This window comes from Pseudomonas sp. TAE6080 (genome assembly GCF_018732265.1).
In the GTDB taxonomy this organism is placed as follows: Bacteria; Pseudomonadota; Gammaproteobacteria; order Pseudomonadales; family Pseudomonadaceae; genus Aquipseudomonas; species Aquipseudomonas brenneri.
This window is the reverse complement of sequence record NZ_JAHIDY010000002.1, coordinates 1-10504: the sequence shown is the minus strand read 5'-3', so window position 1 is coordinate 10504 and position 10504 is coordinate 1. Positions and strand designations below refer to the sequence as shown.

Below are 10504 nucleotides of genomic sequence, written 5' to 3'. Positions count from 1 at the left end.
CTCCGCCTCAGAGATCGGCAGGCAATGGCTCTTTGAGCCACTGCATTGCGTTCTTTTCCAGGCTGCCGTCAGTCTTGGCGGCGACCAGGATCTGGTTGACCTTCTCCAACAGCGCCGGCTCGTTTTTGTTGACGCCGACATACACTGGCGAATCCTTGAGTTTGACTTTCAGCGCCGGCACCCGCTTGGGGTTGCGTGTGCTGATCGCCACCATCACCACGTTGCCACTGGCGATCAGGTCTACTTGGCCGGCGAGGTAGGCGGCGATGGTTGAATTGTTGTCTTCAAAGCGCTTGATCGTGGCTTCCTTGGGCGCGACGGCGGTCAACTCGATATCTTCAATGGCGCCCCGGGTCACGCTGATGGTCTTGCCCTTGAGGTCGTCGAGGCGGGTGATGGCCGCGTCAGGTGGGCCGAATACGGCGAGATAGAACGGCGCATAGGCCTTGGAAAAGTCGATGACTTTCTCGCGCTCCGGGTTCTTGCCCAGGCTGGAAATCACCAGGTCCACCTTGCCGGTGGTCAGGAATGGAATGCGATTGGTGCTGTTGACCGGCGTGAGTTCCAGCTTGACCTTGAGTTGCTCGGCCAGCAGCTTTGCGGTGTCGATGTCCAAACCGCGCGGTTGCATATCCGGGCCGACCGAGCCGAACGGTGGAAAGTCCTGGGGCACGGCGACCTTGAGGGTGCCACGGGCGACGATATCGTCCAGGCCATTGGCCTGGGCAGGTGCCTGGCTGAGCATCAGGCTGGCAAACAGGGCAGTGAGCAGGGCGCTGCAACGCTTGGTCATGGCAACTCTCCGAAAGGGGTGAAGGACATTTCTGATTGTTGCCAGTGCATAGCCCATGCCATGAAGCCCTGAAACGCCTGCAAGGCAGGTTTTTCCAGGCATGCAGCGGTCTGACTGGTCTGAACAGTCAAGTCTCGTTTCGCACCCTTTTCGAGCGCCGGTAAAACCCTGCGAGCCCCTTTGGGGCGTGGCTTGCCGGCTGCCGAGAATAGCTTTACAACTAGGCCCACTGTTGACTGAAACCTCGGGTTTTTTCATGAATTCCATCGCCCAAGCCGTACCGGAAGCGGCCTTGCAAGCTATCCGCAAACTCATCAAGGAACAGGGCTTCGGCCCCGGCGATGCATTGCCTTCCCAGCGCGACCTGGCGCTGCAATTGGGGGTCAGTCGTGCCTCGCTGCGCGAGGCCCTGTCTTCGCTCAGTGCGCTGGGAGTGGTCAGTGTGCAACCGGGCAAGGGCGTGTTTGTACAGGCGCCGCCTGAGGCCGATATGGGCGCAGTGGCCTGGCCATTTACCGCGCAGGCGAGCCCGTTGGATATCTTCCAGTTGCGTTATGCCCTGGAGGGGTTTGCGGCGGGGCTGGCGGCCATGACGTTGACCACCGAGGAGCTGGATGAGCTCGAAGACAATGTCCAGGCCATGCGCCGGGAGCTGAAGACTGGTGATTTCGAGGCGGCCGCACGGTTGGACTTCGCTTTCCACCAGCGCATCCTGTTGGCCAGTGGTAATCAGGCGATGGTCAGCATCCTCAGCGCCAGTGCCGAGGTGTTTCTGGAAAGCCAGAAACTACCGTTCATCCGACCGGAGCGGGCCATGGAAACCTGGCAGGAGCACCGCAAGATCCTCCGTGCCCTGGCCCGGCGCAGCAGTGCGGCGGCACATAAATCCATGCAGGAGCACGTGCGTAACGCGGCGCTGCGCACTGGCATCGCCTTTGTCACGCCGGCAACATCCTGAATCGGTAATACCCAAAATGATGGCGTACGATAGCAAGAGTCAATCAGCGGCGGCTTCCTGAACGAAGGAAGGGCGGCTATGATGGGCAACGTTTTTTTGCTTACAACCCGGAGACATCCATGAGCAACGATCTTATCAAGCACGTCACCGACGCGACCTTTGAGGCCGAAGTACTGCAGGCCCAAGGCCCGGTGCTGGTTGATTACTGGGCTGAGTGGTGCGGCCCTTGCAAAATGATCGCCCCGGTCCTGGACGAAATCGCAACCACCTACGAAGGCAAGCTGACCGTTGCCAAGCTGAACATCGACGAAAACCAGGAAACCCCGGCCAAGCATGGCGTGCGTGGTATCCCGACCCTGATGTTGTTCAAGAACGGCAACGTCGAGGCCACCAAGGTCGGCGCACTGTCGAAGTCGCAACTGGCTGCATTCCTCGACGCCAACATCTAAGCGTTGTCAAAAAGCCCCGCAAATTGCGGGGCTTTTTCGTAAAGCAGGGCTAGACGCTCTGAAATTCAGGTGGTACATTCGGCCCCGCACTGGTTTCTCCACTGCCCCCTGCAAGCCGTCGCCGACGCATTCCTTTCGATTAGTACGCGATCCTGTCGCCTTCTCTGCGGCGCGGCCTCATTAAGCCAAAAGCTTAATTCCCCCCCTCTATAAATGATTACGTCATTCCTATATGAATCTGACTGAACTCAAGCAAAAGCCGATTACCGACCTGCTCCAACTGGCCGAAGAAATGGGCATAGAAAATATGGCCCGTTCGCGCAAGCAGGACGTGATTTTCTCCCTGCTGAAAAAGCACGCGAAAAGCGGCGAGGAAATCTCCGGTGATGGCGTGCTGGAGATTCTCCAGGACGGCTTCGGCTTCCTCCGCTCTGCAGACGCCTCCTATCTCGCCGGCCCAGACGATATCTACGTCTCGCCGAGCCAGATCCGTCGCTTCAACTTGCGCACCGGTGACACCATCGTTGGCAAGATCCGCCCTCCGAAGGAAGGCGAGCGTTATTTCGCCCTGCTCAAGGTCGACACGATCAACTTCGATCGTCCCGAGAACGCGAAGAACAAGATTCTCTTCGAGAACCTGACGCCGCTGTTCCCGACCGTGCGCATGAAGATGGAAGCCGGTAACGGTTCCACCGAAGACTTGACCGGTCGAGTCATCGACCTGTGCGCTCCGATCGGCAAGGGCCAGCGTGGCCTGATCGTCGCGCCGCCGAAAGCCGGTAAGACCATCATGCTGCAGAACATTGCAGCGAACATCGCGCGTAACAATCCTGAAGTTCACCTGATCGTGCTGCTGATCGATGAGCGTCCGGAAGAAGTGACCGAAATGCAGCGCACCGTGCGCGGCGAAGTGGTTGCCTCGACGTTCGATGAGCCGCCAACCCGCCACGTGCAGGTTGCCGAAATGGTGATCGAGAAGGCCAAGCGCCTGGTCGAACACAAGAAGGACGTGGTGATCCTGCTCGACTCCATCACCCGTCTGGCCCGTGCCTACAACACCGTGATCCCGAGCTCCGGCAAAGTGCTCACCGGTGGTGTCGATGCCCACGCCCTGGAGAAGCCGAAACGTTTCTTCGGCGCCGCGCGTAACATCGAAGAAGGCGGCTCGCTGACCATTATCGCCACCGCGCTGGTTGAAACCGGCTCGAAGATGGACGAAGTGATCTACGAAGAGTTCAAGGGTACCGGCAACATGGAACTGCCTCTGGACCGTCGCATTGCTGAAAAGCGTGTGTTCCCGGCCATCAACATCAACCGTTCCGGCACGCGCCGTGAAGAGTTGCTGACGGCCGATGACGAACTGCAGCGCATGTGGATCCTGCGCAAGCTGCTGCATCCGATGGACGAAGTCGCCGCCATCGAGTTCCTGATCGACAAGCTGAAAACCACCAAGACCAACGACGAGTTCTTCCTGTCGATGAAGCGTAAGTAATACGACGTTTCAGGTCCGAAAGAATGGCGCCCCAAGGGGCGCCATTTTTTTTCGTCGGTTTTTTAAGCAAGTTCCGAGCGCAAATGCGCGGCGATAAGCTGCCAGCGGCCTTCAGAGCAGGTAGGATGTACGCCTATTTTACGGGTGGCATGGTTAATGAAATTCAAGGATCTTCGGGATTTCGTGCAGCAACTTGAGCAGCGCGGAGAGTTGAAACGTATTCAGGTGCCGGTGTCCCCGGTCCTGGAAATGACTGAGATTTGTGACCGCACCTTGCGCAACAAGGGCCCGGCGCTGCTGTTCGAGAACCCCACAGGCTTTGATATCCCGGTGCTCGGCAACCTGTTCGGCACGCCCGACCGGGTGGCGTTCGGCATGGGCGCCGAGTCGGTCAGCGAGTTGCGCGAGATCGGCAAGCTGCTGGCCTTCCTCAAGGAGCCTGAGCCGCCCAAGGGCCTGAAGGATGCGTGGTCGAAGCTGCCGATCTTCCGCAAGATCATTGCCATGGCGCCCAAGGTGGTCAAGGACGCGGTCTGCCAGGAAGTGGTCATCGAAGGCGATGATGTCGACCTGGCGATGCTCCCGGTACAGACCTGCTGGCCCGGCGATGTCGGCCCGCTGATCACCTGGGGCCTGACCGTCACCAAGGGCCCGAACAAGGATCGCCAGAACCTGGGGATCTACCGTCAGCAAGTGATCGGTCGCAACAAAGTGATCATGCGTTGGCTGAGCCACCGTGGTGGTGCGCTGGACTTCCGTGAGTGGTGCGAGAAGCACCCCGGCCAGCCGTTCCCGGTCTCGGTGGCCCTGGGCGCCGACCCGGCGACCATCCTCGGCGCCGTGACGCCGGTGCCCGACAGCCTGTCCGAGTACGCCTTTGCCGGCCTGCTGCGCGGCAACCGCACCGAGCTGGTGAAGTGCCGTGGCAACGACCTGCAAGTACCGGCCACCGCCGAAATCATCCTCGAAGGCGTGATTCATCCGGGCGAGATGGCCGATGAAGGCCCGTATGGCGACCACACCGGCTACTACAATGAAGTCGACAGCTTCCCGGTGTTCACCGTCGAGCGCATCACCCACCGGATCAAACCGATCTACCACAGCACCTACACCGGCCGGCCGCCTGATGAGCCGGCGATTCTCGGCGTGGCGCTGAACGAGGTGTTTGTGCCGATCCTGCAGAAGCAGTTCCCGGAAATCACCGACTTCTACCTGCCGCCCGAGGGTTGCTCGTATCGCATGGCCATTGTGACCATGAAGAAGTCGTACCCGGGGCATGCCAAGCGCGTCATGCTCGGTGTGTGGTCGTTTTTGCGACAGTTCATGTACACCAAGTTCGTTATCGTCACCGACGACGACATCAACGCCCGGGACTGGAACGACGTGATCTGGGCCATTACCACGCGCATGGACCCCAAGCGCGACACGGTAATGATCGACAACACGCCGATCGACTACCTCGACTTCGCCTCGCCGGTGTCGGGCCTGGGCTCGAAGATGGGCCTGGATGCCACCCATAAATGGCCGGGTGAAACCACCCGCGAGTGGGGCCGGGTGATCGTCAAGGATGAAGCCGTGACGGCGCGTGTCGATGCGATGTGGAAAGAATTGGGAATAGATTGATGCGTGTAACCCTGCAACCTTCCGGTGCGGTCCTTGACTTGCAGCCCGGCGAGCGGATTCTTGAAGGTGCACGGCGCCTGGGCTACGAATGCCCCCAGGCGTGCCGCAACGGCGTGTGCCACGTGTGCGCGGCCCTGTTGGTCGAGGGCCGGGTGCAACAGGCCGGCGAGGTGCGTGACCATGGTGAGTTCTACACCTGCATTGCCGAGCCGCTGGAAGATTGCATCGTGCTGTGGGATGGCGTGCTGGCGCCGGGAGAGTTGCCGGTGCGCAAACTTGCCTGCCAGTTGAGCGAATGCGTGGACCTGGGTGGCGACGTGTGGCGCGTGCGCCTGCGGGCGCCGGCCGGCAAGGCGGTACGCTACCACGCGGGCCAGTACCTGATGATCGAGCGCGAGAACGGCGAAAAGTCGGCGTTTTCCTTGGCGTCGGCGCCCCACGCCGGGCGGGAGCTGGAGTTGCATGTACTGGTGCGTGAAGACAGCGCCCGCAGCCTGATCGAGCAGTTACAGCGCAACCAGATGGCGCGGGTCGAGCTACCATTTGGCGATACCCACCTGGCCGAATTGCCCGACGGGCCGTTGGTGCTGATCGCGGCTGGCACCGGTATGGCACAGATGCACAGCCTGATCGAGCACTGTCGGGCCAGCGGTTTCAAGCACCCGGTGCATCTGTATTGGGGCGTGCGCCAACCGGATGATTTCTACCAGGTCGAACATTGGGAGCAGTGGCGGCAATTGCCCAATCTGTTCCTGCACAAAGTGGTCAGTGACCTGTGCGGTTGGGAAGGGCGCTGTGGCTTGTTGCATGAAGCGGTGTGTGAAGACATCAGCGACCTCAAGGGTGTGCATGTCTACGCCAGCGGTTCACCCGCGATGATCTATGGCACGCTGGATGCGCTGGTCAACGCAGGCATGGATGCACACCAGATGCGCGCCGACGTGTTTGCCTACGCCCCGCGCTCCTGACTTCAAACTATGTGTGGGCTTGCCCGCGAAAGCGGTGAATCAGTCGCTGGATGTGTTGAATGGCACACCGCATTCGCGGGCAAGCCGCTCCCACATAGGCCCGGTTCCCACAGGGGATTGTGTCTACTCAGGCCTGCCGGCGTCAGAACCGCAGGCCCGTGGTCACCATCGCCGCATTGAACCCCAGCAGCACGAACTCCGCCGCTACCGGCCCGTAGTGAGCCCCGACCGAAGGAATGATCACTGGCGCCACGCCATAGCGGTTCAGCGGAATCTTGTCGCGGTACTTGCCGCGATAGCCCTGGATCGCCCCGCCGGTCAGCTTCAAGTACACCGGATAGTCGGCCATGTCATAGCGTTTGCCCGCGTAGGCGTAATACGAGCGTTGGCGAAACGAGTTGCGAAAGGTCGCCCCGCCATACACCCACCCCGAAGCGTCATTGCGCTCCAGGCCGATCAGGTCCTGGTTGTTGTTGTGCTCGGGGTCCGGCGCAAAGTGCCGGGTGTAGACGCTGGTCTGGGCGTACCAGAAGCCTTTGTCGTCATTGGCTGGCGCTTCGGCGGCCAGGGCGGTGGTGGCCTGCGCCAGGAGCAGCAGGCCGGAAAGTCGGTTTTTCATGGGGCGACCTCGATAGTCGGTGAATGCACGGCTAAATGGGTCGTGACGCGGGTCTATTTTAAGGGGTCGTCCTCCATAAAGGCTGAACGGGCGCTGAAGCGGGTGCGCCTGGCGTGACTGCGCGGCCTATAGCACTTTTTCGCCTTGCAGTTACAGCGGCGTGTTCTATTACGGTAAAGTCGCCTATAACTGGTAATGCACAGGAGACCTAAGCGATCTGCCATGACCGTTATTGAATCCGAACTTCTGCAATTGGCTTACCCACCACGGCTTGATCTGGGGCCGCAACTCACTCACGAACAATTGATGAGCTCGATGCAGGCCACCATGGGCCTGCACAAGGGTGGGCCGGTCTGGCTGTTTGCGTATGGCTCGCTGATCTGGCGTCCCGAGTGTTCGGCCACCCAGCGCCTGCGCGCACGGGTCCACGGTTATCACCGGGGCCTGTACCTGTGGTCCCACGAGCATCGGGGCACGCCGGAGTTGCCGGGGCTGGTATTTGGCCTGGATCGTGGCGGCTCGTGCAGCGGCTTTGCCTACCGCCTGCCGGAGGAGCAGTTGGAAGCCTCGCTCTATGCCTTGTGGCAGCGGGAGATGCCTTACCCTTCGTATCGGCCGCACTGGCTCAGTTGCCGGCTTGAAGATGGCAGCCAGGTGCAGGCATTGGGTTTTGTGCTGGAGCGGCACCTGCCCAGCTATGCCGGCAACTTGCCCGACAGTGTGCTGAATCAGGTATTCGAGAGCGCTTGCGGGCGCTACGGCACTACTCGCGATTATGTCGAGCAGACCGTCAACGCCCTGCGTAGCCACGCCATGCCAGACAAGAATCTGGAGGCGCGGCTCAAGCGATGTGCCAAAGGCTGCGGCGGCGATTAACGCGCCGAGCTGACGCTATTGGTGTGCCACAGCGTAGGAATCAGGAACGCGATGGCCAACAGGCACGCGCCGATCAGCAGCACAAAGCCGCCGTCCCAGCCGAAGTGGTCCACGGTGTAGCCCATGGCCGCACTGGCCGCCACCGAACCGCCCAGGTAACCGAACAGGCCAGTGAAGCCCGCTGCCGTACCCGCGGCCTTCTTCGGTGCCAGCTCCAGCGCCTGCAGGCCGATCAGCATCACCGGGCCGTAGATCAAGAAGCCAATGGAGAACAGCGCGATCATGTCGACCATCGGGTTGCCTGGCGGATTGAGCCAGTACACCAGGGTCGCGACGGTGACCAACGCCATGAACACAATGCCGGTCAGGCCACGGTTGCCACGGAAGATCTTGTCCGACATCCAGCCGCACAACAGTGTGCCGGGAATCCCCGCCCACTCGTAGAAGAAGTACGCCCACGACGATTTGTCGACCGTGAAGTGCTTGGCTTCCTTGAGGTAAGTCGGTGCCCAGTCCAGCACGCCGTAGCGCAGCAAGTAGACGAAGACGTTAGCCAGGGCGATGTACCAGAGCATTTTGTTGCGCAGCACGTACTTGACGAAGATTTCCTTGGCGCTGAATTCTTCTTCGTGGCTGGCGTCGTAGCCTTCCGGGTAGTCGTTCTTGTACTGCTCGATGGGCGGCAGGCCCACGGACTGCGGGGTATCGCGCATGGTGATAAAGGCAAACGCCGCCACCAGCAGGGCCACGGTGGCCGGCACATAGAACGCCGCATGCCAATCGTTGAACCAGGCCATGCCCAGCAGGAACAGCGGGCCGATCAGGCCGCCGCCGACGTTATGCGCCACGTTCCATACCGACACCACGCCGCCGCGTTCTTTCTGCGACCACCAGTGCACCATGGTTCGCCCGCTCGGCGGCCAGCCCATGCCCTGGGCCCAGCCGTTGATGAACAGCAAAATGAACATCATGGTTACGCTGGAGGTGGCCCAAGGCGCGAAACCGAAAATGAACATCACCCCGGCCGATACCAGCAAGCCAAAGGGCAGGAAATAGCGTGGGTTGGAGCGGTCGGACACCAGGCCCATGAGGAACTTGGACAGACCGTAGGCAATCGCGATCGCCGACATGGCCAGGCCCAGTTGACCACGGGTGTAACCCTCGTCGATCAGGTACGGCATGGCCAGGGAGAAGTTTTTGCGCAGCAGGTAATACCCGGCGTAACCGATGAAAATACCGGCGAAGATCTGCCAGCGCAGGCGTCGGTAGGTACTGTCGATTTTTTCTTCAGGCAGGGGCGCCTGATGTGCGGCAGGACGAAAGAAAGCAAACATTCAAGAGCTCCAGATTTCTTGTTTTGACTGCGGATGCGAATGTTACAGTTTCGTTACCGAAAATAGCATCGCCTCTTATCTGCAAACACAGGAAATTGGGGCAATTGCATGTTCTTTTACGAACATGTCGCAAATAGATAAGTTGTGGTCGTAATTGGCTTCTGATAGCGCTGGAGATCAAAATGTGGGAGCGGGCCTGCTCCCACATTGATTGCATTTCAAATCACTGGCGGACCTGGACGACTACCTTGCCCACCGCCTTGCGCTGCCCCAGATCATTGATCGCCTGCGCTGCGTTATCCAGCGGATACACCTGCGACACCAATGGCTTCAACTTCCCCTCTGCATACCAACTGAACAATTGCTGGAAGTTCGCTGCATTGTCCTGCGGTTGGCGCTGGGCAAACGCGCCCCAGAACACCCCAACCACCGCCGCGCCCTTGAGCAGTGCCAGGTTCACCGGCAATTCAGGAATGCGCCCGCTGGCAAAGCCCACCACCAGCAACCGGCCGTTCCAGGCGATGGCGCGGATGGCCTGGTCAAACAGATCGCCGCCCACCGGGTCGTAGATCACGTCTGCGCCGTTGCCGTCGGTCAGGCGCTTGATTTCATCCTTGAGGTTGGTCTCGCTGTAATTGATCAACTCATCAGCCCCCGCCGCCTTGGCCACGGCCAGTTTGTCGGCGCTGCTGGCGGCGGCGATCACCCGGGCGCCCATGGCCTTGCCGATTTCCACAGCGGCCAGCCCGACGCCACCGGATGCGCCCAGCACCAGCAGGGTCTCGCCTGCCGCCAAGTGGCCGCGCTGCTTGAGGGCGTGCATCGAAGTGCCGTAGGTCATGCTGAAGGCGGCAGCGGTGTTGAAGTCCATGCTCGGCGGGATCGGCAGCACGTTATAGCCCGGTACCGCGACCTGTTCGGCAAAGCTGCCCCAGCCGGTCAACGCCATGACCCGATCACCGACCTTCAGGTGGCTGACCTTTTCCCCGACTTCGCTGACCACGCCTGCCGCTTCGCCGCCCGGCGAGAACGGGAAGGGCGGCTTGAACTGGTACTTGCCCTCGATAATCAGCGTATCCGGGAAATTCACCCCCGAGGCATGCACATCCAGCAGGATCTCGTTCTTCTTGATCGCGGGGCTGGCGACCTCTTCCAGCACCAGGGTTTCGGCGGGGCCGAAGGCTTTGCACAGCACGGCTTTCATCGGACTCTTCCTTTTGGCGTAGTGGCCGATAAGTGTAGGTGGGTCAGGTCACGGGTCAACGAGCATGCCCCGGCCTGATAAGTCGCCATAAGCTTGTGCTCTGCCTTGCTAGCGTTATGCTACTGGCAACCGAATTTTGGACTGCCCCCAAGAAGTTGGACACCAATCCAATTTCTTGGGGTGTTCAC

Annotated in this window: 10 protein-coding genes; 6 read left to right on the top strand and 4 right to left on the bottom strand. The window is 60.4% G+C overall.

Annotation, left to right across the window (positions count from 1 at the left end; genetic code table 11):
* Positions 1-7: 7 nt before the first annotated feature.
* Entirely contained in the window at positions 8-793 is a 786-nt protein-coding gene (locus tag KL786_RS02445; protein ID WP_215516628.1) for a transporter substrate-binding domain-containing protein, read from the bottom strand.
* Between the two features lie 256 nt (positions 794-1049).
* Here KL786_RS02445 and KL786_RS02440 point away from each other — a divergent pair, with 256 nt between their 5' ends.
* From KL786_RS02440 to KL786_RS02420, 5 genes are all read left to right on the top strand, one after another.
* Complete coding sequence (locus KL786_RS02440) at positions 1050-1751, top strand: FadR/GntR family transcriptional regulator (RefSeq protein ID WP_215516627.1); 702 nt, start codon at positions 1050-1052, stop codon at positions 1749-1751.
* 119 nt (positions 1752-1870) lie between these two features.
* Positions 1871-2200, top strand: a complete 330-nt coding sequence (trxA, locus tag KL786_RS02435; RefSeq protein ID WP_215516626.1) for a thioredoxin TrxA — start codon at positions 1871-1873, stop codon at positions 2198-2200.
* A 232-nt stretch (positions 2201-2432) separates the two neighbouring features.
* Entirely contained in the window at positions 2433-3692 is a 1260-nt protein-coding gene (rho, locus tag KL786_RS02430; RefSeq protein WP_003176825.1) for a transcription termination factor Rho, read from the top strand.
* A gap of 156 nt (positions 3693-3848) precedes the next feature.
* On the top strand, positions 3849-5315 hold the full coding sequence (ubiD, locus tag KL786_RS02425; RefSeq protein WP_038444369.1) for a 4-hydroxy-3-polyprenylbenzoate decarboxylase: 1467 nt from the start codon (positions 3849-3851) through the stop codon (positions 5313-5315).
* The gene (locus tag KL786_RS02420) at positions 5315-6283 is read left to right on the top strand and encodes a CDP-6-deoxy-delta-3,4-glucoseen reductase (RefSeq protein WP_215516625.1); all 969 of its coding nucleotides are present in this window, start codon (positions 5315-5317) and stop codon (positions 6281-6283) included. Before ubiD ends, KL786_RS02420 begins: the two co-directional genes overlap by 1 nt.
* A gap of 142 nt (positions 6284-6425) precedes the next feature.
* On the opposite strand, the gene KL786_RS02415 is transcribed toward KL786_RS02420, so the two are convergent.
* Complete coding sequence (locus KL786_RS02415) at positions 6426-6902, bottom strand: sn-glycerol-3-phosphate transporter (RefSeq protein ID WP_090292376.1); 477 nt, start codon at positions 6900-6902, stop codon at positions 6426-6428.
* 222 nt (positions 6903-7124) lie between these two features.
* Here KL786_RS02415 and KL786_RS02410 point away from each other — a divergent pair, with 222 nt between their 5' ends.
* Entirely contained in the window at positions 7125-7778 is a 654-nt protein-coding gene (locus KL786_RS02410) for a gamma-glutamylcyclotransferase (RefSeq protein WP_215516624.1), read from the top strand.
* On the opposite strand, the gene glpT is transcribed toward KL786_RS02410, so the two are convergent.
* Both glpT and KL786_RS02400 read right to left on the bottom strand, forming a co-directional pair.
* Positions 7775-9112, bottom strand: a complete 1338-nt coding sequence (gene glpT, locus KL786_RS02405; protein ID WP_032856960.1) for a glycerol-3-phosphate transporter — start codon at positions 9110-9112, stop codon at positions 7775-7777. The two genes, KL786_RS02410 and glpT, sit on opposite strands and share 4 nt — an antisense overlap.
* A 223-nt stretch (positions 9113-9335) precedes the next feature.
* Positions 9336-10316 carry an NADPH:quinone oxidoreductase family protein gene (locus KL786_RS02400; protein WP_215516623.1) on the bottom strand — a complete coding sequence of 327 codons (981 nt, stop codon included), beginning with the start codon at positions 10314-10316 and terminating at the stop codon, positions 9336-9338.
* Positions 10317-10504 lie beyond the last annotated feature (188 nt).

Excerpts from the sequence above, each read along its gene's own strand:
- trxA (WP_215516626.1), top strand. The coding sequence starts at position 1,871 with ATGAGCAACGATCTTATCAAGCACGTCACCGACGCGACCTTTGAGGCC.
- KL786_RS02410 (WP_215516624.1), top strand. The coding sequence starts at position 7,125 with ATGACCGTTATTGAATCCGAACTTCTGCAATTGGCTTACCCACCACGG.
- rho (WP_003176825.1), top strand. The coding sequence starts at position 2,433 with ATGAATCTGACTGAACTCAAGCAAAAGCCGATTACCGACCTGCTCCAA.
- KL786_RS02420 (WP_215516625.1), top strand. The coding sequence starts at position 5,315 with ATGCGTGTAACCCTGCAACCTTCCGGTGCGGTCCTTGACTTGCAGCCC.
- KL786_RS02415 (WP_090292376.1), bottom strand. The coding sequence starts at position 6,902 with ATGAAAAACCGACTTTCCGGCCTGCTGCTCCTGGCGCAGGCCACCACC.
- ubiD (WP_038444369.1), top strand. The coding sequence starts at position 3,849 with ATGAAATTCAAGGATCTTCGGGATTTCGTGCAGCAACTTGAGCAGCGC.
- KL786_RS02445 (WP_215516628.1), bottom strand. The coding sequence starts at position 793 with ATGACCAAGCGTTGCAGCGCCCTGCTCACTGCCCTGTTTGCCAGCCTG.
- glpT (WP_032856960.1), bottom strand. The coding sequence starts at position 9,112 with ATGTTTGCTTTCTTTCGTCCTGCCGCACATCAGGCGCCCCTGCCTGAA.
- KL786_RS02400 (WP_215516623.1), bottom strand. The coding sequence starts at position 10,316 with ATGAAAGCCGTGCTGTGCAAAGCCTTCGGCCCCGCCGAAACCCTGGTG.
- KL786_RS02440 (WP_215516627.1), top strand. The coding sequence starts at position 1,050 with ATGAATTCCATCGCCCAAGCCGTACCGGAAGCGGCCTTGCAAGCTATC.